The organism is Pseudomonas sp. MPR-R2A5 (genome assembly GCF_058793055.1).
The window spans coordinates 48798-68291 of the sequence record NZ_JBXAFK010000045.1; the positions used below are offsets into that span (position 1 = coordinate 48798).

Annotated in this window: 28 protein-coding genes; 18 read left to right on the forward strand and 10 right to left on the reverse strand. The window is 54.2% G+C overall.

The genetic code is table 11. From position 1 onward, the window contains the following. Nucleotides 1-12: 12 nt before the first annotated feature. The 4 genes from AC1Q6I_RS26660 to AC1Q6I_RS26675 are packed head-to-tail and all read right to left on the reverse strand — an operon-like array spanning nucleotide 13 to nucleotide 4125. A complete protein-coding gene (locus tag AC1Q6I_RS26660) occupies nucleotides 13-699 on the reverse strand; it encodes a TrbJ/VirB5 family protein (RefSeq protein ID WP_256580202.1) in 687 nt (228 codons plus the stop codon). Beyond that, nucleotides 696-3380, reverse strand: coding sequence for a VirB4 family type IV secretion/conjugal transfer ATPase (locus AC1Q6I_RS26665; protein ID WP_256579811.1), 2685 nt, complete (start codon nucleotides 3378-3380; stop codon nucleotides 696-698). Before AC1Q6I_RS26665 ends, AC1Q6I_RS26660 begins: the two co-directional genes overlap by 4 nt. Further along, on the reverse strand, nucleotides 3367-3660 hold the full coding sequence (locus tag AC1Q6I_RS26670; protein WP_102605339.1) for a VirB3 family type IV secretion system protein: 294 nt from the start codon (nucleotides 3658-3660) through the stop codon (nucleotides 3367-3369). Before AC1Q6I_RS26670 ends, AC1Q6I_RS26665 begins: the two co-directional genes overlap by 14 nt. Nucleotides 3661-3663: 3 nt before the next feature. After that, the gene (locus AC1Q6I_RS26675) at nucleotides 3664-4125 is read right to left on the reverse strand and encodes a TrbC/VirB2 family protein (protein WP_102605340.1); all 462 of its coding nucleotides are present in this window, start codon (nucleotides 4123-4125) and stop codon (nucleotides 3664-3666) included. Nucleotides 4126-5062: 937 nt separating this feature from the next. On the opposite strand from AC1Q6I_RS26675, the gene AC1Q6I_RS26680 reads away from it, so the two are divergent. From AC1Q6I_RS26680 to AC1Q6I_RS26725, 10 genes are all read left to right on the forward strand, one after another. Next, nucleotides 5063-5836 (forward strand): ParA family protein, encoded by a 774-nt coding sequence (locus AC1Q6I_RS26680; RefSeq protein ID WP_102605341.1) that lies wholly within the window; start codon nucleotides 5063-5065, stop codon nucleotides 5834-5836. Nucleotides 5837-5846: 10 nt separating this feature from the next. Continuing rightward, nucleotides 5847-6773, forward strand: coding sequence for a ParB/RepB/Spo0J family partition protein (locus AC1Q6I_RS26685; protein WP_102605342.1), 927 nt, complete (start codon nucleotides 5847-5849; stop codon nucleotides 6771-6773). After that, nucleotides 6770-7111 (forward strand): TrfB-related DNA-binding protein, encoded by a 342-nt coding sequence (locus AC1Q6I_RS26690; RefSeq protein ID WP_102605343.1) that lies wholly within the window; start codon nucleotides 6770-6772, stop codon nucleotides 7109-7111. Before AC1Q6I_RS26685 ends, AC1Q6I_RS26690 begins: the two co-directional genes overlap by 4 nt. Before the next feature lie 3 nt (nucleotides 7112-7114). Beyond that, complete coding sequence (locus AC1Q6I_RS26695; RefSeq protein WP_102605344.1) at nucleotides 7115-7531, forward strand: hypothetical protein; 417 nt, start codon at nucleotides 7115-7117, stop codon at nucleotides 7529-7531. 445 nt (nucleotides 7532-7976) lie between these two features. After that, a complete protein-coding gene (locus AC1Q6I_RS26700) occupies nucleotides 7977-8606 on the forward strand; it encodes a recombinase family protein (protein WP_102605345.1) in 630 nt (209 codons plus the stop codon). A 474-nt stretch (nucleotides 8607-9080) separates the two neighbouring features. Next, on the forward strand, nucleotides 9081-9635 hold the full coding sequence (locus AC1Q6I_RS26705; protein WP_102605346.1) for a replication/maintenance protein RepL: 555 nt from the start codon (nucleotides 9081-9083) through the stop codon (nucleotides 9633-9635). Between the two features lie 143 nt (nucleotides 9636-9778). Further along, entirely contained in the window at nucleotides 9779-10276 is a 498-nt protein-coding gene (locus tag AC1Q6I_RS26710; RefSeq protein ID WP_256579812.1) for a hypothetical protein, read from the forward strand. A 9-nt stretch (nucleotides 10277-10285) separates the two neighbouring features. After that, nucleotides 10286-11554: a DUF1173 family protein gene (locus tag AC1Q6I_RS26715; RefSeq protein WP_102605347.1), complete on the forward strand. Its 1269-nt coding sequence runs from the start codon at nucleotides 10286-10288 to the stop codon at nucleotides 11552-11554. Nucleotides 11555-11613: 59 nt separating this feature from the next. Continuing rightward, complete coding sequence (locus tag AC1Q6I_RS26720) at nucleotides 11614-11859, forward strand: hypothetical protein (protein WP_102605348.1); 246 nt, start codon at nucleotides 11614-11616, stop codon at nucleotides 11857-11859. A 10-nt stretch (nucleotides 11860-11869) separates the two neighbouring features. Further along, on the forward strand, nucleotides 11870-12265 hold the full coding sequence (locus tag AC1Q6I_RS26725; RefSeq protein WP_102605349.1) for a hypothetical protein: 396 nt from the start codon (nucleotides 11870-11872) through the stop codon (nucleotides 12263-12265). Here AC1Q6I_RS26725 and AC1Q6I_RS26730 read toward each other — a convergent pair. The 6 genes from AC1Q6I_RS26730 to AC1Q6I_RS26755 all read right to left on the reverse strand — a co-directional run bounded on the left by AC1Q6I_RS26730 (nucleotide 12262) and on the right by AC1Q6I_RS26755 (nucleotide 15135). Then, on the reverse strand, nucleotides 12262-12360 hold the full coding sequence (locus tag AC1Q6I_RS26730) for a DUF4113 domain-containing protein (RefSeq protein ID WP_488656214.1): 99 nt from the start codon (nucleotides 12358-12360) through the stop codon (nucleotides 12262-12264). The genes AC1Q6I_RS26725 and AC1Q6I_RS26730 overlap by 4 nt on opposite strands. Continuing rightward, entirely contained in the window at nucleotides 12323-12412 is a 90-nt protein-coding gene (locus AC1Q6I_RS26735) for a DUF4113 domain-containing protein (protein WP_488656212.1), read from the reverse strand. The genes AC1Q6I_RS26730 and AC1Q6I_RS26735 overlap by 38 nt, the downstream gene beginning before the upstream one ends. A gap of 104 nt (nucleotides 12413-12516) precedes the next feature. Then, complete coding sequence (locus AC1Q6I_RS26740) at nucleotides 12517-13536, reverse strand: Y-family DNA polymerase (protein ID WP_488656213.1); 1020 nt, start codon at nucleotides 13534-13536, stop codon at nucleotides 12517-12519. A gap of 18 nt (nucleotides 13537-13554) precedes the next feature. Then, nucleotides 13555-13947: a LexA family protein gene (locus AC1Q6I_RS26745; RefSeq protein WP_256579813.1), complete on the reverse strand. Its 393-nt coding sequence runs from the start codon at nucleotides 13945-13947 to the stop codon at nucleotides 13555-13557. A 592-nt stretch (nucleotides 13948-14539) separates the two neighbouring features. Then, nucleotides 14540-14836, reverse strand: coding sequence for an addiction module antidote protein (locus AC1Q6I_RS26750; protein ID WP_102606519.1), 297 nt, complete (start codon nucleotides 14834-14836; stop codon nucleotides 14540-14542). Beyond that, nucleotides 14833-15135 carry a type II toxin-antitoxin system RelE/ParE family toxin gene (locus AC1Q6I_RS26755; RefSeq protein ID WP_011475355.1) on the reverse strand — a complete coding sequence of 101 codons (303 nt, stop codon included), beginning with the start codon at nucleotides 15133-15135 and terminating at the stop codon, nucleotides 14833-14835. The genes AC1Q6I_RS26750 and AC1Q6I_RS26755 overlap by 4 nt, the downstream gene beginning before the upstream one ends. 209 nt (nucleotides 15136-15344) lie before the next feature. On the opposite strand from AC1Q6I_RS26755, the gene AC1Q6I_RS26760 reads away from it, so the two are divergent. The 8 genes from AC1Q6I_RS26760 to AC1Q6I_RS26795 all read left to right on the forward strand — a co-directional run bounded on the left by AC1Q6I_RS26760 (nucleotide 15345) and on the right by AC1Q6I_RS26795 (nucleotide 18456). Further along, the gene (locus AC1Q6I_RS26760) at nucleotides 15345-15563 is read left to right on the forward strand and encodes a hypothetical protein (RefSeq protein WP_102606520.1); all 219 of its coding nucleotides are present in this window, start codon (nucleotides 15345-15347) and stop codon (nucleotides 15561-15563) included. 63 nt (nucleotides 15564-15626) lie between these two features. After that, complete coding sequence (locus tag AC1Q6I_RS26765) at nucleotides 15627-15788, forward strand: hypothetical protein (protein WP_173883036.1); 162 nt, start codon at nucleotides 15627-15629, stop codon at nucleotides 15786-15788. 3 nt (nucleotides 15789-15791) lie between these two features. Continuing rightward, the gene (locus AC1Q6I_RS26770; RefSeq protein ID WP_158244089.1) at nucleotides 15792-15944 is read left to right on the forward strand and encodes a hypothetical protein; all 153 of its coding nucleotides are present in this window, start codon (nucleotides 15792-15794) and stop codon (nucleotides 15942-15944) included. A 38-nt stretch (nucleotides 15945-15982) separates the two neighbouring features. After that, nucleotides 15983-16264 carry a hypothetical protein gene (locus tag AC1Q6I_RS26775; RefSeq protein ID WP_146013721.1) on the forward strand — a complete coding sequence of 94 codons (282 nt, stop codon included), beginning with the start codon at nucleotides 15983-15985 and terminating at the stop codon, nucleotides 16262-16264. A gap of 145 nt (nucleotides 16265-16409) precedes the next feature. Then, nucleotides 16410-16652: a hypothetical protein gene (locus tag AC1Q6I_RS26780; protein ID WP_102606522.1), complete on the forward strand. Its 243-nt coding sequence runs from the start codon at nucleotides 16410-16412 to the stop codon at nucleotides 16650-16652. A 51-nt stretch (nucleotides 16653-16703) separates the two neighbouring features. After that, on the forward strand, nucleotides 16704-17720 hold the full coding sequence (locus AC1Q6I_RS26785) for a DNA cytosine methyltransferase (RefSeq protein WP_102606523.1): 1017 nt from the start codon (nucleotides 16704-16706) through the stop codon (nucleotides 17718-17720). 83 nt (nucleotides 17721-17803) lie between these two features. After that, nucleotides 17804-18022 (forward strand): hypothetical protein, encoded by a 219-nt coding sequence (locus AC1Q6I_RS26790; RefSeq protein ID WP_017124954.1) that lies wholly within the window; start codon nucleotides 17804-17806, stop codon nucleotides 18020-18022. 11 nt (nucleotides 18023-18033) lie between these two features. Beyond that, the gene (locus AC1Q6I_RS26795) at nucleotides 18034-18456 is read left to right on the forward strand and encodes a hypothetical protein (RefSeq protein WP_102606524.1); all 423 of its coding nucleotides are present in this window, start codon (nucleotides 18034-18036) and stop codon (nucleotides 18454-18456) included. The last annotated feature ends 1038 nt before the right edge of the window (nucleotides 18457-19494 follow it).

The following is a 19494-nucleotide window of genomic DNA, read 5'->3' on the forward strand; positions in this document are numbered from 1 at the left end:
CGCACGCGAGAATTAGTCTTTTTTCCAACGGAAGAACTGTTCGTTCTGCGACGTTGCTTGGTTTTCCTGATTAGCCAGGTTCGCCTGCAGGTTCATGTTCAATGCCTGCAGCTTGGATTGGGCAGACGTAAGCATGCCGTTCTCAGTGGCAATTCGGTTTTGCAGGTCGGCGGCATCCTTGGAGTTGGTGGTGCTATCAACTTGCATGGAAAGCGTGGTCAGGTTGTTCAAGTGAACCTGTACCTCGCTGTACAGCGCTTCACCCGCTGACATGGCAGCGACAACAGAGTTAGAGCTGAGCTGGTATCCGCGTGCCCGGTTGCTGTCGGGACTGGCGAACAGTTCTTGCGGCAAGGTGTTGACCAGTTCCTCGTAATACGACTGCTTGCTGCCGTAGGCACCCGAGTTTTGACGAGATACAACCTCTTGCCAGGAACCGGGCACTACGGATGCGGAATTGATCGAATCATTCAGACCGATAGAACCTCGACCATAGGAACCTTGCATATTGTTCATAATGTTGGTCTGAGTTTCGTACTGCTGTTTGAGTACCTTGAATTGCTCTTGAAGCTGGGCCAACTCTTGAGCCATCGCGGCTGCGTTTGCATAGTCGAATGTAGGAACCCCCGCGTGAGCTGAGCCACCGAGAACCATCACTATTGCTGTAGCAATACTTAATTTCTTCATACGAGCCATCATCGAATCGCCTTCAAGTTGTGGGTGTTATTGGCCTTGGCCTCTGCCATGAAAACTGGCACCCAGACCTCGGGGTCATTGGTGCCCAGGCGCTCAATGATTGAGTACATCAAGGCCACACCAACATCGTTTGAAGACAGGACCGGAATGAAATCGGACAGGTCTTCGTCAGGGTTATCGGAGGACAGGTCGAAGCACGCACGAATCGATTCCTGGCCGCGACGAATCAAGAACTTGCGGTCCTTTGGATTCAGCTCGCGCAACCACTTCTTTTCTTCCTCCGTCAGGTTCTTGTGGTCTTCGTCTTTCACCGAGTCGCTGGCCAGGTAGATCTTGGTTACGGTCTGCTTGTCGATGGAGTCGGTTTCACTGTGGAAGTACTTCGCGTCCGGGGTGATGAAGATCAAAATCCCGTTTTTACGGCGGATCTGCATGATGAAATTGTCAATTCGATTGCACCAAAAATCGTTTTTGACCAGGTTCTGCCCTTCATCCAAAACCAGAATGAAGGGTCTGCCATTCATGGCCTGCTCAATGCAGTGCAATGGGTAGCTCATCACTACCGGCAGTTCCGGGCGTGCTTCGCCGCCTTTCATCAGCTCCGACATTTCAAAGCAGTAGTGCCGGGACTTACTGAGATCGAAAGTATCGGTTTCGTTATCAAATACGCCGGCGTTTGCACCTTCGATTCCTTTGGCCCCGTGCCAGATGGCCATGATGTCGGCTAATGCACCGTGCCCGTAGGTCCATACAACATTGCGCAACCGACGATTTTCGTACGGCAGCTCGTAGTTCTCGTTTACTGCATCCTTGAACCGCTTGATATCGTCGGCCTCAGTGGCGGTGCTTGCGTAGCACTCACGCATCTGGATCTGCAGATCGATCAGGTAGGCACGGTTCTCAGGCGTGTCAGGGAGTTTGAAGGGGTTCCAACCCATGCTGTTGTGCGGGGAAAGGATGGAATGCACGCCGCCCATGGCCATCATGAAAACCGTGGCCCCGTAGCGCATGTCAAACCAGTACACAACCGGCAAGGCTTTGTCCGCTTCACTGACTGTTTCAGCGATCAATGCGGTTTTACCCGACCCGGTGCCTGCAGCCACGCCAGTGTGGCCAGCGACCATCCCTTCCAATTCACGGTGGTAGTTGAAGTTGTATTGAGTGCCACTTTCCGTTTCGAAAGCAGTGATTGCAGGGCCCCACAGGTTGCCGTCACGACGCCCGCGAGCAAAGTTGTGCAACGATGCGAAGCCCGCAAAGTTGGTTGACTTGATCTTTCCCCGGCGACCGATAAGAGCTTCTTGTTGACCAGGTAGCTGCGACCAGAAGAACGTCTCAAGGGCCAACCACTCACGAACCGACTTGACGTTCAGGTCGACAAAACAGCCTTCGATCAAACCAACTGCATTATCCAGTCGCTTCACATTCGCTTTGCGACTCTCGGCGGTGGTGTTTGTGTCTGATGGAACGTGAATGAAAATGGTCAGGTGATGTTTACCATTGACCGTATCGCCACGGCGCAAAGCACGGATACCCTCGGCCAGTTCCTTGGCATCGTCCTCGGAGATTTTGTGTGGATCCGCAACCTTGAGACGGCGAGTTTCATCCATCATTGCCGACTCAGCTTCAATACGGTTTTCGAAGAAAAACGATTGAGTGATGATGAATTCAACTGGCTGTTGCAGGAATTTGTTCATCATGCGCGACGGTGTACGACGCGGCCATTCAGCCATGCTCAACATGGAACCGATGCGTGCTGACGTACTGCCGCGAATCTCGCACATGTTTGCCAGGATGCGGAAGTTCAACCGGGCGTAGGGCAATGCTTCCTTGATTTTCAGTTCAGTGACCGGGATTTTCCGGTACTCAAGATTGATCAAGTAGTTGAAGAAGCTGCTCAGCTCGCAGTATTCCTCGCCCAGGTAATCGTAAACAGCATCTGCGTCGTACTCGGCGTGATCCCCCAGCTGGACCTTGAAGTCGTCCCATTTCCACTGGAAGCGGGACACTGCTTGATATGCAGCTTCGCGATCAATGACGCCGTTGGTTGCAGTCGGATGACGCTGGATGCGCAGACGAGTAGCGCCATAGTCGGACAAGCCTCGCAGTACAAGGTTTGCGGCCTTGTAGAGTGAGTCGGCCATCGCTTCATGCGTCTCGCCTGCTTCATCTGCAGCTGAGTTACCAGTGACCAGCGCGATTGCCCGATCCATGAGTCCTGGCACGCCTGAGCGAAAGCGGTTCCGAACCAGCGAGATATAGATCTCGTTGACGTAGAAACCTCTGTTCTCATAGCGCTTGCGCAACCGGGCATTGAAATACTTGGAGAACCAAGTACCGCCCTGCCCTTCTGGAAAGTCGATCACCTTACGGCGGATGACATGAACGTAAATGGCAAAATCACTGCTTGCCACTGTGCGTAGTACGGTATTGCGGCGTTCTTCGAACAGCTTGATTTGCGTGCTAGTGAGCGAGTCGAACATCAGGCCATCAATCTTGATGACCTGCACCAGCGAATCCTCGCCGGTGATGACTGTTTGATCGTCATAATGCACGTCATACGGTACCATCTCGCTGACCACCAACTCATCGAGATCCTGATCGGACCCTTCTGGATGTTGGACACCAAGCGAAAGATCCATATTTCGCACTAGCTTATTAAAAGCTTTATCAACGAGGCGCATAACTTCTATATCCCCACAGTTTACGTAGCCGTGATGCTCTCAACTTGAATGCCGCTCTCAGCACACCAAACAAGTACACGTCTTTGCTACAGATCCAGTACGCAGCGGCAAAAAGTATTGGCATCGTAGCGAGCACATAAAGTGATCGAAGTAACAGTGCTGCCAACACTGGGGTTATGAGGCTGATCAAAATACTCGATAAGGTAAACGGCCCCACCATTGATGGCCGGGCCATCGCCACTACGAGCACTTCACCTTCATCAGGATTTTGCTCGGCCATGGATTACCTCAAGCTTGATTGAGCGCCTTCTTTGATCGTGTCGACAAAGTTCGGGGCAAAGAACACCAGGAAGATACCGAATACCGCCCAGCCAAACTGGCCCCACGACATACGACCGGACTTCGCCTGAAAGCCGCAGAACGCAATGGCTGCGATACCCAGGTAGTAACCAACGTCAAAGATGAGGAAGGACACGAAGTCCTTGGCCATGCTTTTCAATCCACTGAAATCCAGTGCCGCGTTGGCGAATTCAGGGATCAGGGCCAGCGAGAGAAGCGACCCCAGCGTTGCAAACTTGGTGGCCTTGGCCATCCAGTCATTACGCATCATCGCTTTATGCGACGGGGTCTTTTGCGAGAGAACGCTTTGCAGGGTTTGTGATGCCTTGGCCTTGAGCCAAGTACGCCAACTTTCTTTGTTCAGTCCTTCTACGGTTCGTCCAACTTTGGAAGTTTGAGATTGCATACCATTGCCTCTTTCATCATGACGGGGAACCCCCGTACGTTACTGTTATTACTCTAAAAGGGTTGTTAGGGCAGGTTTCCTTTATGAAGTCGATAGCAGTATCGGCATTCTTGAATAACCTGGTTTTCCCTAACGCGGTTACAACGTTGTAAACCTGTCCCGTCGAAGGACTTTCAATAATTAATGCCCACTTTCGTCCGTCGCTGTCGATTCGTTCCTCAAGAACGACCCGGTAATCAGGCTGTGCGACGGCGAAAACCGCCAACTCTCTTTTGTCTAGGCTCTGCATCATTTCCCCAGGGCAACCGTTCACTAGATACAGGGGCGATACTGGAGTCCTACACGTCTTTGATCTAGATCCCACCTCTCATTTCTTCCCTCTATCGGGTTTTATTCCATGAAATCGATGTTTCGTTACACAGAATAAGCATTTCATTTGACGGAATCAATGTTTCATTTGTAAAAATTCGGATCCATGCAGATAAAAAACGAAAGGCCTAGCCCCAGGCATTAGCCCGGCTACGGTTTAGGTTCTATAAGTGTTTGAAAGGTGGCGAATTTCCATATTCACGTCATCGAGTGGTGCAAGGCTCAGCCTTGCCTAAAAGCGGATGTGGCACAAAGACAGTGCTTCACGCGCTAATGACAATGGAAAATTCATTTTGTTAAGAATTGGGGACGAACGGTCAGAATGCCCGATCTAGAGAGGTCGGGCGGCGGGCAGGAGCCGCCCTGATCCGCCACCCTTGATCAGTGCCCATAGATGCGCAAGGAAACGCCCCGCTCTATAGACCCCCGACCCGACGCCGATTTTAGCAGGCTGTCTTTTTCTCGCATGCGAGAAATATCACAAAGTAAACCCTGCTTAGGTGTTGACCAAGGGGTTTACGCATGCAAGGATGTGCCTACACAAATCAGCGCTCACCGGAGAATACCCATGGCGATGAAAGTCACAACCGTGGCGAACCAGAAAGGCGGCGTCGGCAAAACGACTATTGAAGTCCATCTTGTCAGTCTCGCTGCCGAGCAAGGTAAACGCGTTCTAGTCGTCGACCTCGATGAAGGCGATCTGTCGCAGTTCTACCCGCCTCTCAAAGACGGGGACGACACAACTTATGTCCAATCAAGCATGCTATTCAGCGACGAATATAAGGGCTTGTACCCTCGCCAGGTTGCGGCAAACATCTGGCTAATCGAGGCCGATGTTCCATTGCTGGATGTTGACGACATGGATCTCAGCATCGTGACCAGGTTGAAAGAAGCGCTCGATCACTTCTCTGCTGATTTTGACCTGTGCATGATTGATACACCGCCCAACCTGCAACGCCGGATGATCGCCGCGCTCGCAGCATCTGACGCGGTGGTGTCGCCCTTCAATATCAGCGGCTTCACGCTCGCTCGCATGCCCAAGCTTCTGTCCACTATCGAAGCTGTGCGTGAGCAGTACAACCCGAACTTGCAGTTCCTCGGTTTTCTTCCAAACCAGATCAACAGCCGATCAACCAATGAAATTGACCTGTTGCCAAGCCTTCAGGAGAGCTATGGCGATGCCATGTTTCCGGTCCATATCGTTCACCGTCCATGCATCAACTCGGCACTCGCTAGCGGCAATCCGGTTTGGTGGAAAGCGAAATCCGGTAGTCAGCGTGCTGCAGGACGGGAAATGAAATCTGCCTGTGCCGCTGTTCTTGAGAAGGTCTGGTCAATCTGAGGTAGATCACATGACGAAGACACCAAATCCTTTTGACAGGGCCGTTACTGCGACTGCCAAAAAACTTTCGGATTTTCAGAAGAGACCGGCGCTCAACGATGGTGAAACCATCATCGGTGTCAGCACCGGTGAAATCCAATGCATCAAGCAGATTCGAAACCGTAACAACCCCGGCTTTTCCAAGGAGTCGCTTGAGGAGCTGGGCGACGACATAGAACAGAACGGACAGATCGAGCCTGCAATTCTCCGTCCCCACCCCAACCCCAAGTCAGGTTTCAAATACCTGATGGTTGCAGGTGAACGCCGTTACTTAGCTTGCGAACTGAAAGGCATGTTGCTGAAAGCGGTTGTGCGTGAACTTACAGACGCACAGGCCAAGCGCATCCAGCGTTCAGAGAACGTACACAGCGAAAACCTTAGTCAGCTGGACATTGCTCTCGCTCTGAAAGCCGACAAGGACGAGCTGGGAACCCTGCAGGCGGTCGCTGACGAATGGAACAAGAGCCTCAATTGGGTGGCGGAACGCATCGCTTATCTGGAAAACGTAACCAGTGACGGAGCCAGCCGTGAGGCTGTTACCAAGGGCATCACCGCGGATATATCGACCGTCAATGATCTAGGTCGCCTTGATCGCTTGGACAGCGATGCAGCTGCTGACCTGCTACAGCGTGCAGACGCAAATCCAGATATGAACCTGCGGACAGAGGTTAGAACCGCGCTGCGCAACACCAAAGCCCTGCGCGTTCATGGCGGGTCAAAGACAAAGGTCAAACCCGCTGGCCCTGCCCTTCTCGATGATGAACTCGACAAGCTGCGCGAGGCGAATACAGTCCTATCTGCACAGGTTGAAACCCTTCAATCCGAAGTCGACTATCTCAAGAACGAGCTGGAAAAAGCTCGCACCGCCCAGGCCGAGAACTGGAAAGCGCCGGAATGAGTAGCCGAGTTGCTGACCAGGACCTACGGATCCCGCCCGATGAATTCGAGCGGATCCGTTCAACGTCAAAGATGCATGCCCGCAACCTCGTTGTTGCCTATGAGCTGCTGGTCGAAGGCAAGGGCCTTGTAGCCGTTGCAAATGCTCATGGGCTCACCAAGCAACGGGCACTTGCCATTCGCGACAAAATTTATTCGGCCTACCTGATGAAGACCCCCGAAGGCTGGAAGTGCGCGCAGATCTGCGCACCCACCGACATGATCGATCGCTTCGTCAAGGAAGCCGACGCGGCACGCGTGCGCTACTGGCAGAAGAATTCAATGAATGACAGGGAGTAGACCATGAGCAATGACAAACCAGTCACCATGAAAGAGCTGTCCGAAATCCTACGGCCTCTATCCGAAGCTGTGAGCAGAATCGACCAATCATTATGGTTGATGGCTCAGCTTCAACTTGCCGCTGAGTTCGAACCAGAGCAAATCGAACGGCAGAAGCACTATCAAAAATTAGCCACCGCCGAACTGAATTACAAAAGCGCACGCGAAGCTCTGACCGAAGCGCAGAACAACAAACCATTGCCTTTACCTGATGTTGGCCACACCGAGCTGGTGAAGCTGCACGGGAAGGAGAAGGCTGACGAACAGTACAAACCCGTGATTGATGCTATGGCGCAGATATCAGCGGCATCTGATCACCGCACAGCAATTGAAAATGCAGCGCCGGTACTGACACGACTCAGGGAAGCGTGGAACCGTTGAACACACCAAGGAGAAACACTATGAACACATAAAAAATCACCGACAACGACACGTACATGCAGCGCAATACCCGTTGGCTTATGCCACTCATTGCAACGCTCATCCTGAATCATCCGAGTCCTGGGCAACACAGCAGCGTTTGGTATCGCAATTTGGTTCCTAATTCACATCTTCAACGCGTAAGCGTTTTTGTTAGCCCCTGTATCGTACGGTACAGGGGCAAACCCTCCCCGTAGTACATCCTCAACTTCTGCAGCGTTTGTACAAAAAAGCGAGTAATCAATGGTGTGGGGAGTCCTCCCGTCCTACATCCTGACTGTCATATCTGGGTATATCTTAAGTAAGACGCGGCGGGGCTCTCGATCTGCCCGAACGATTCAATTTAAGTGACAGCCTTTCTGATACACTCTGAAGAACACACCCAAAATGATACAGAGAGGCGCCCATGTTCGTCCGTGCTTACCTCCGAGCGTCCACCGAGGATCAGGACGCCAGTCGTGCCCGCGATCAATTGGAAGAATTCGTAGCGAGCCATGGGAAGGTTATCGCTGCCAGTTACATGGAGAACATCAGCGGCACGCTCGCTGATCGGCCAGAGCTTCAACGCCTTCTAAACGATGCGCGCCGGGGTGACGTAATTCTGGTTGAAGCTATTGACCGGCTGTCTCGTATGAATGACCAGGACTGGCGGGCACTGAGAACCGCGATAGACAGCCGAGGTCTGCGGATCGTAGCCGTCGACCTTCCCACCAGTTACCAAGGACTCACTTTGCCGTCTGGTGACGAGTTCACTGATCGGATGTTGGCCGCGATTAACTCAATGATGACCGATATGATGGCGGCAATCGCCCGTAAGGATTATCTGCAGCGTCGGCAGCGGCAGTCCCAAGGCATCACCAAAGCAAAAGCCGCTGGGGTCTATAAGGGCAGACCTGCAGATCTGGAGCTTCGCAAGCGAGTTAGTGAGCTTCTGGCTGCTGGTTTGGGTATCCGAGCAGTCGCCCGTCATGCAGCTTGCTCAACCACGACTGTGATGCGTATCCGTGACGAACTGATTGAAGGGTTATCCAGTTGAGCCGGTTGGGAATGAGTGACTAGCGAAGGCGTAGCCGTAGTCTGTCATTCATTCACGACTGGCCGCCGCCGGCAGGCGACTTTGAGTGCCTAACAGACACTGCATGAGTTGGAGTGGTTAGAGATCATTAGAACCAGGAGATAGAGGCCCTTGAATTACGGGGCTTCCAGAGCATGGCCTAGCTCACGACTTGAGCGAACCTCAGTTCACCTACTTTGCACCACCATAGCTCACTATCCGTGAGCGAACCCCCGCTCACTATCTGTGAGCTACGTTAGCTCACTGTATGAGCTACCCCCCCCCCGTGAGCTACCCCTCGCTCATCCCTGCACGTTATCTCTCATTTCTTGAGAGATAACGTGCAGGGATGCACTACCTATAGCTCACGCCATGAGCTAAGATAGATCCACACTGTTCGATATCTTCCAAATTTGCACGATATCGAACACGCTAACACAGCTCGCCGGAGGCATGATGATTGATGACGAAGGAGAAGTCCGCGCACTGGTCCAACCGACACAACGCGGCACATGGGTTCAGACTGAAAGGGCAGGCCACGAAGCATGGGCGGCTCTCATAGCTCAAGCACCGAGGGCCGGGCAACTGATGCACCTGATTGTCCAGAACATGGACAAGTCCGGCGCTTTGATCGTCAGCCAGTCCACCCTGGCCAAGATGATGAATACGTCAATTGCAACCACGAAGCGGGCAATCAGCGTCTTGGCCAAGCACAACTGGATTCAGACCATCAGCGTAGGTGGCCAACGAGGAGGAACGCTGGCCTACGTGGTTAACAGCCGGATCGCGTGGGCAGACAAGCGCGAGAATCTGCAGTACGCCCGCTTCAATGCGCGGGTGCTTATATCGTCTGAGGATCAAGCCGATCTAGGCAGCGACAAACTCAAGCAGTTTCCAAAATTGAACAATGGGGAAATTCAATTGCCATCTGGCCCAGGTATGGAGCCACCCGCGCAGGAAACGCTAGATGGCGTAGATCTGCCTGACATGCCTTCAATTCCGCACAGTTAAAATGACGAAACCCGCAGCACGGCAATGCTTGCGGGTTTCTGGGTTTTTTGCGAAGGAGCAAAAATCCACGGCCTGAGTATACACCGGGTACGTGAGGTTTTACAGCGAACGGATATGCGTTCACAACCGGAAAGGTACTTACTATGACCATCATCAGATTCCACGAAAACCCCGCAGAATATGCGCCGACTATCTCGTTTAATCATTGCGGCAGAATGCCTTGGAGCGGAAGGCATGACTCAGAATTCAGCGGGCTTGAGCTGATCGAGCTATTCCATTTTTGCGAAGAAGAAGGCCACCGTCAGGGCCTGAATGACGCCAATCAGGACCGTATTGGCAGTCGGGAACAAGCCCCATTCCACCAGGACTTCATGGGTGGTTACCCGAAAAGTCTTTGGGAAAACGCCTATTGGATAGGTGTTCAAGCCCATGGCGACACCACACCGGCAGCGATAGAGCTGGAAATCCAGACGGTCTTGAGCGCACCGGATACCAGTCGTTGGCTTTGCGATGCGCTGAACAGCGCATTGGATCGTGATTCGACCGACGCAACGAATGACGCCGAGTACCTGTGTGACTTGCTAACGCGGCGCACCAACGCGCTTTCACTGGCCAGCGAAGCAAGTTGGGACGATCAGTAGGAGGCTTCTATGTCTGATCAACGATACGCCGTGTCCATCGCACACGGCGATTCAGTCAAGCAGTACAGTGAGCAGTTCCAAACTCAGGCCAGCTATGCAGCACCATGGAAAGCGGTACTGCAGAAAGCGCACAAACAGGCAACGGTCAGTTGCCAATGCCCTGGCACTGGTTGCCGCCTCCTTGCTGTACGGCATATGTCAGATAGCGATTCATTCCACCTTTCGCGTTATCCACGCACCGGCGCCGAACACGCCTTGGATTGCGTTTACTACTCGCCAGATCCCGATAAATCGGGCCTTGGCTCGTACAGTAAAGGCGTGGTTGAAGAAACGTCCGAGGGTGATCTCAAGATCAAGCTCACCCTCTCGTTACGCAAGAAAGAGCCCGCAGACACTGGACAGGCACCCGAAGCCACCGGCAGCAGCTCGGCCAGCGGCAGAGCGACAAAACCGGCAATGACCCTGCTCGGCCTGTTGCACCTGCTATGGAACGAAGCCGGGCTCAACACTTGGTCGCCGGGGATGGCTGGAAAGCGTGGATTGGGCCTCGTACATAGCAGGTTGCAAGACGCTGCAGATCGAATGCTTGCGTCGAGAATGCGTATCGGCGATGCGCTTGTCATTGCGGCAGGCTCGAAGGGTTTTCAATCCGAAGCCAACGAGCGGAAAGTCAAGAGCGCGATTAAGAACAACCGTCGCTTACTGGTGATCGCGCCGCTTGCTGGCCATACCGAAGACCGGGAAAAAACCGCAGCTCGCTACCTGACCATCACGGGTTTCAATGGTGTACCTCGCATGTTCCTGGACGACGAGATCTGGTCGACCGTAGCTCGCCGTTTCAAACGCGAGCTGTCGGCCTGGAGGCAAGGACGGCGGGTTATAGCGATTGTTCAGACCGATCAACCTACGGAACCAGGTAAAGCACAGGCGCTCAATGTCGCGTTGATGGTGGTCAGTGACGAGTGGATCCCGGTTGAATCCTCGTATGAAGCTCTGATCGAGGCCAGGTTGCGTGAGGAATCACGCAGGTTCGTCAAACCCTTGCGGTTCGACTCAAGCGAAGACCAGGTATTCCCCGACTTCTGGTTGATGGATGCCAGTGCCGGCACTGAATATCCGATGGAGGTTTATGGCCGTGCTGATCCCAAGTATCTGGCACGAAAAGAGGTAAAGGCTGATTACTACCGGACCCATTACGGCACCAGGTGGTGGGCATGGGACGCAAGCACCGACCCCAAGGGAGAGGCGATCCCCGCATTTCCCCCATCCAGAAACTAAGTCAATTCTCGCACGCGAGAATGTCCTATTTAGAAATCAGCCCTTCAAGAGGGGACAGCATGATGAATCGACCAGTTGATATTAAAGACCCAATAACAGCCCATTTGGCTATGCACATCGACATGATCAATGACGCCGAACACGATCTAACGGTGCGCTTGAATGCGTGGCAAGCCCACGGATACCTGAAAGCTCTTTACGATATTGACCGCATCCAAGCCGCGACCTATAGCCGCTATTGCCTCGAAATCGAGCAGCTACGTGAAGCTCGCCTCGATGCGCTGGCCAAGTCCGGCACAGTTTAGGAGGCTGCACATGAGCGAAGTCCTTGTGAGTAGCGTTCACCCTACGCTTGGCGCGTTGTACTGGGTTTACACGTCAAACGGCGATTGCAATTATCCCGATCACTACACATTCACAGACTGGGACGAGTTGGCTACTCGCTTTCCGCACTATTGGCGGGAACATGAACACCTCCGCTGGGTTCATGGCAGGCATATTAGCCAGGTGTTTAATTCCAATGATCCGTACGGAGACTATGCGGAGGTAGAGGACGACGAAACCGGTGAAACACTACAGCGGTCACTGTCGGGAATGCTCGCAGGTCTACACGAAAAAAGCGGGCAATCCGTCATGGAATTCATTCAATGGATGAAAAAGGCTGACTGGGTTGATGTTCCAGCCCCGGCCCGAGAACTCTTTGACGACTAGCATTGCACCGTCCACATCTGATCCCAACTTGTCATGTAACTAGGGCTCAGCAGAGCCCTACGCATGCCCCAGTCCGGCGACAGGGGTAGCTGCAGTGCGTAAGCAGTCATGTCCCCACCGTCTGTTGATCTTGTCCATAACGCTCATGAGCGCGCGCCGGTTGACTCGGCGTGAACAGATCTTGCGTGTACTCACCACGCTTTCGCAGATCCATCAACATGACCTCTGCTTTGCTGTACGCAAAGCCCGGCCTATAGATGCCTTTCCAGCGCACGTAACGCGTGCTTGGTCAGCACGCGCACGTCATCTGTTGGGTAGTCGGGAATGATCGTGGCTGCATTGGCGTACTTCGGACCGTCGCCATGGAACGAGGTCTGTATGCCGATCCGCAGGCCACCGCACAAAGATCGCTGCTTGCGCAGCTTCTCAGCGGCCTTGTGGATATAGGTGGCCAACGCCTGGCCAAGCCCCTCGATTGTGTGGACGCGCTGACCAAACATCTTGCTTGAGCAAATGGTCTGTTTGTCCGGTGGGCTTTGTTCCATGTCGATACAGGACTCGCCGCGAAGCTCCCTGATCGTCCGTTCCAAGACCACTGAGTATTTGCGGCCCATTGTTCGCGGCTCAGCGTGGGATAGCTCCCACGCTGTTTTAATGCCTTCTCCGGCCAGGTTATCGCGCATACGCCTGCCAATGCCCCACACTTCTTCGACAGGCATCCGGCGCAACAACCACTCAACAGCCTCCGGCCTGCGCAGGTCTACAACATCACCGGTTTTCTCTCGCCAGATCTTCGAGGCATGTTGTGCTGCCTTGGCGAGCGTTTTGGTGTGGCCGATGCCCACACCGACCGGCAACGCGACCCACTGCAGCACGCGCGCCTGAATAGCTCGGCCCACGTCCACCAATGGTTCGCGCTGGTCCTCTAAGCGTACGAAGGATTCGTCAATTGAATACTGTACCACGGCACTGACCAGGGATGATGTAGCCATGGCCATTCTGTGCGATAACTCGCCGTAGAGCGTGTAATTGCTGCTGAACGCTGCAACACCGTTGCGCTCCAGAAATGCCCGGATCTTGAAATATGGATCTCCCATCTTCAAACCAAGCGCCTTGGCCTCATTGGTGCAAGCAACGATGCAGCCATCCGAGTTCGAAAGTACCACCACTGGTTTACCCCTCAGCTCGGGCCGGAAAATACGCTCGCAGCTGCAGTAAAACTTGTTCGCGTCGACCAGGCCGAACACAGGTCGCCGGGGTTCAAAGTTCATGAGGCGACAGGCTCCAAGTCACGACGCCAAACACTTCGTCAATTCGTCGGGAGTGACGGCCTTGTATGTCGGGTTTGCTGATTCCAGTGTCCACCCTGCAGCTGACTTGGCCAGCCGCTTTACCACGGGTTGGTTGTCGACATACGCCATAACAATGTGTCCGGAACACGCCGTCACTGTCCGGTCGATGATCAATCGGGTTCCGGTGAAAATTCCGGCATCGCGCATGCTCTCGCCTTCGACTTTCACGATCCAGATATGCGGTGCGCGAATGTTCAACAGTTCATCGAGCGAAATGGGAGGTTCGTAATAATCAGCCGCTGGGCTGGGAAAGCCACCGGCAGCGGTGCAGGACAACAATTGAAGCGGGATGCCAGATCCCAAGAGTGGCTGGATTGCTACGACTTTCATAAATCACCGGAATACTGTTTGCATGTACAGTAATCCAGCCTTTACGCGACAGCCAGCGGGAAGTGATGGAAGGAACGACTGCCTGCATGCGTGCCCCCTTCGGGGGACGGCTCTCGTGAACCAAGCCCTGGCCAAAAGCGCGCCAGGTCTTGGCCCTTCGGGCTTCGATCCTCACGTCTCCGGCCTGCGGCCTGCGCGCTCCGCTTGCCGGTCCTTCCGCAACACCAGGTAGGCTCATCATCATCGGAAGGTAGCGGATCGCCCCAATGGCCTATCCGCCGCCCGGCCTTGCCTGCAAGGGGCTTTCGCGGCATATCCTTGTCGCTTCGCGCCTGCGGTATTCCACGACCCCTTGCACGCGGCCAGGCTCTGGATAGTCCGGGCTTACCGCGACCTTCCGAAGCTGACGAGCAGACCCACCACCGGCAGCGCGCTCCAGTCCCCAAGGTTTTGATGCAGCCTGCGGCTGCTGCTTTGAAAAGCGTTTATTTCCCGCGCCCAACGCTCGGCCTCTGAGCAGCCCGGCAAAGCGGCGTTGGCAAGACTTTTTGATAAAAACCCGCACAGCGGCGGGTTTGACTCGGCGCTACGTTTACCCGTGGGCCAGGTCGACGTGCTGTTTTGCTGTCATGTCCAGGCCAACCGCACGCATCACGCCGATCATGGTTTTCAATGTCGGGTTGCCGTTTTTCAGTTGGTAGAGGTGAGCGCGGGTAACGCCTGCCTCTTTTGCAATTGCGGTCATGCCTTTGGCGCGAGCAACCACGCTCAGCGCTTGCGCGATAAAGGAGGCATCACCCGATTCGAAAGCATCAGCCATAAAGATGGCGATAGATTCCGCGTCAGTGAGTAATTCCGCTGGATCGTATTCGTAAATTGGCTCTTTCATTCGTCTTCACTCCACTGGCTTGCCAGAGTTTTAGCGGTTTCTATATCCCGCGCCTGACTGCTTTTATCCCCACCGCAGAGCAATAGGACCAGCTGATCGCCGCGCTGTTGGAAATACACCCGGTAGCCGGGGCCATGATGAATTCGCAACTCACTGACGCCTTGACCTACTGGCTGCACGTCACCGAGCAACCCGTGGGCTACCCGCAACACCCGCGCCGCGATAATCAGTTTGGCCTTCTTGTCACGCAGTTTGCGTTCCCAAGTCATGTAAGTGGCGGTTTGGATAATCGTTTTCATGGGTATAAGTGTATTATATATATGACACAAGGTCAAGCGGACGGGCGAATTCTCGCGTGCGAGAAAGTAAATAAATAGTCCTATCGGATGATACTCATAGTTGACTTGGTTTTAGTTTGTTGAGATAATTTCTCCGTCGAAGCAATCCTGCTTCGGCAGCTTGGAACCAGCGGCGGCAACCGCCCAAGCGAATTGCGAAGGAGAAAGAAATGGCTGTTCATCGTGTTATTTGGGAAATGGACGTTGATGTAACTGGCGGTCCGCTGGCTGCTGCTCAAGCTGTTGCAAAACAGTATTTTGCTAAGCACGTCGCGAATGGTGAACCAGGTAGCGCATGCGTGTTCACTGTCATCGATCCGAAGGGGAAGCGTGCGTTGGTCGACCTGGCACCGAGTCTCAGTGACCTGGAAGGCGACGACACCGAGTAATCAACACTCAGCGCGCCCGGTGCAGGTAAGCGCCGGGCAACCCCGACAGATGAGGTGATAACCATGACCCTGGACGAAGCTCTTGAAGAAGACAACGTGGTAAGCCGCGACGAAGCCAAAGCCGAGTGCGAGAAACATTCCCTCGACTTTGCAGATCTCGTAGACGAGCTGGGCGATCACTCTGAATACTATTCCCGCGACGTACTGCATTGGCTGGGTTACTGATCCATGACCACTACCAAACCGGCTGGGCTCACTGAAATTTCGTTGACCCTCGCAATCGAGACGCGGGACGCGCTTCGCGCCCAAGGCGTCAAATGCCAGTTGCGCTTTGTGAGCGGCGATCTTTGGAACGTGCTGTTGGCAGGCACGGACTACTAATTCGGGAAGCCCGGTTCGCCGGGCATTCGGGTGCAATCATGAATCAGACACCACGCCAAGAACGCATGTTGTTCGGCGATGAGGCTGACGCTCACGCCTTCTGGAAGGACAAAGAGTGGAAGACCTTCGCGGTTGATTTAATCGCGCATACGGGCAAGAAACAGAAAGTGATCCACACCATGTACGTTCGGGCGCGCTCAAGCGTAGATGCTGCTACGTGCGCGAAGGAAAACGACTTGAACCGAAAACCTAACCCTCGTTACGTTGCTCGGCTTGCTGGCCCACGCGAGCTGGGTTGTACTCCAGCAGCATCAAAATAATAAACTTTTAGTAAAATTGAATGATACTACTAGTTGACCAAGAATCGATCTTTTGAGATACTGAGTCTGTCGAGGCAATCCCGCCTCGGCAGCTTGGGACAAAGCGGCGGCAACCGCTCCAAGTCACTCGAAGGAGATTCAATCAATGACTACCGAAACCCACCTGCTGTGTTTCAGCGATGCGAAAACCCTGCGCGAGTACAGCGGTTTTACCGTTGAGCCGTCCCACCAAGCCCGTCCTGGGCAAATCCCTTCCACCGTCACCCTGTACATGGTTGTCGCGCAGCGCTCCGGCATTGGCCAGCGCGAAGTTCTCGCAGAGTTCCCGTTGGAACTGCACGCAGAAATCTTCCGCGACATGGCCGAAGCGACTGCCTCAGCCATCTGACCTCAGCAAGCCCGGACCTCACGGTCCGGGCACCAGTGACGGAATGCGATCATGCCTATCAGGTACGTGCTCAAGCACTTTCATTTCTGCTGCGGTCTTGGCGGCGGCGCAAAGGGTTTCAACCAGAACAAAGAGGTAGTCGGCAAGCTGCAGGCCGAATGGCGTTGCGTCGGTGGTGTCGACGTGGACGCTGGAGCGCTCAAGGATTTTGAGCGCTTGGCCGGTGTACCAGGTACTCAGATGGATCTGTTCACCCGCGAGCAGTACATCGCGTTTCACGGCAAGCAACCGCCTGCGGATTGGCGGGAGGCTACGCCGGATGACATTCGCCGCGCAGCTGGCTACCAAGATCCTGACGTTGTGTTCATCAGCAGCCCATGCAAAGGCGCGTCGGGCTTATTGTCCGAAGCATTGAGCCTCACCCCCAAATATCAGGCACTCAACGAGCTGACGCTACGTTGCGTCTGGCTCATGTGCGAAGCATGGCAACACAACCCAGTCAGCTTGATCGTGTTCGAGAACGTACCGCGTCTGGCCAGCCGTGGCCGACACTTGCTTGATCAGATCGGGCAGATCCTTGAGTTCTTCGGCTACGCCGTTTCGGAGACGACCCACGACTGCGGCGAACTGGGCGGACTAGCCCAATCCCGCAAACGGTTCTTGCTGGTCGCCCGTCATGTCGAGAAGGTTCCACCGTTCCTGGACAATGGCCGTTGGAGTGTCGCTGATCCAAGAATGCCGGCAGCTAATGATCGACTGACATGCGTGATCAGAAGTCTCGACGGCACCTGGCACCGCCCATTCACCACACTTGAAATGGCTGCATTGCAAAGCCTTGTCGATCCCGAGGAAATGCTCGAACTGGATGGGTTGAGTGATCAAGCATGGCGGGAACGGATCGGGAACGCGGTCCCACCCAAGGCTGCTGAAGCCATTGCGGGTGTAATGGCTCAAACCATCCTGCTCGCCAAGCAAGGGGAAACCTTCTTGCTCAGCCATATGCCTGTATGGGTTCGCCCAGTGGCCGTTGGCCTTTCGTTGGCTAATCACCTAGATAACGCAGCATGAATCTGCGCCCCTGACGGGGCGCTTTATCTTCCCAGGACAAGCGGCGGCAACCGCCCCGGGAAATTAGCGAAGGAGATCCACAAATGCACTTTCGTGACCTCACTCAAAGCAAAGCCGAACGTTCCTGCCATGCACTGCAATCCGCTGCGCGGTTGGCAGAACTGCACAAGAAGTGGTATTCAGCCGCGGAACTATACGAAGCCGCCGCCTCGATCTGGCCTGGCAACGGCTTGACCTACATGCGAAGGGCCGAACAATGCCGTTCGCTGGTCGATTCCGCACGCGATGAAATGGACCTCTGAGGACCGAAGTAATGGACAACACAAATGCACAGCGCTCAACCGATTACCTCGATGTTCTCATGTGGCTCGAAACAGCGTCTGAGGATGAAATCGCAGGAGCCTATTGGCTGGCCAGCGGATCCACCAAAATGGATTTGCGGCACGGCATTCAGGCTCTGATGGATTCGGATAGACCAGCCTTGGCCATCTACTTCCCGGAGCTGGTGACCGCGCCAGTCAAGCTGGCCGACCTTCCTACAACGTTTCCCGAGGTTTGCGAGCCTTTGGAGCGGTTACAAGATTCAATATCAAGGCAACAATATGAACCCCATTACCCTTTGAAGGGATACGGGGCTTTGTCTGCTGCAATCAGTGAACTGAAAGACCAGGGACGACTCAGTGCAGCTCAATGCACGCTGCTATTAGCGGAGTTGGCTGGACTCAAAAAAGGATAACGATATGTCTGCATACACAAAGAGCGTGATAGCTGCATCCGTGTTGACTTGCTCGGCGTGCGTTCTGCTCGGCTTGGGAATTGGCTTTTCATGGGGTGTGAGCAAGGGTGCGGAATGGGAAGGGAAAGGGTTCGATAAAGGGTACAAACAAGCTTTTGAAACCTGGAGCCGAGATGCGGGAATAAGCCCGTCAAACGTTCGACCGAAGGGCTCTTGGCCAACTCTTGACTTAGGGGAGTTCTGCGCAAGTTACAACGCCGATATTAAACTGCCGTCCTCTCAGTACGTTGAGCTAAAGAACGCAGGCATAGACCCGGAACAACTCTGCAAATCATCGGCTCAATCGCCAAAATAAATGGACTTTTGAAAATGAAAAAACTCAGCACTACTCAGTTTGCGATTCTCATGTTTGTCATCGGTTTTCTGGTGACTGCTGTGTTTTGTGCGTACGTTCTCGCACCTGACACGCTCACGATAGGGGAATTCAGAAAGGCAACTTTGCAGGAAAAATACTTCTGGTTTTCGGCATTTGTCATCGCGTTTATAAGCACAGTCGTGCGATGCGAGCCCTGGAACAATCGGTACTAATCCATTCTCTTGCGTGCCCCCTTCGGGGGGCGGCTCTCGTGAACCAAGCCCTGGCCAAAAGCGCGCCAGGTCTTGGCCCTTCGGGCTTCGATCCTCACGTCTCCGGCCTGCGGCCTGCGCGCTCCGCTTGCCGGTCCTTCCGCAACACCAGGTAGGCTCATCATCATCGGAAGGTAGCGGATCGCCCCAATGGCCTATCCGCCGCCCGGCCTTGCCTGCAAGGGGCTTTCGCGGCATATCCTTGTCGCTTCGCGCCTGCGGTATTCCACGACCCCTTGCACGCGGCCAGGCTCTGGATAGTCCGGGCTTACCGCGACCTTCCGAAGCTGACGAGCAGACCCACCACCGGCAGCGCGCTCCAGTCCTCAAGGTTTTGATGCAGCCTGCGGCTGCTGCTTTGAAAAGCGTTTATTTCCCGCGCCCAACGCTCGGCCTCTGAGCAGCCCGGCA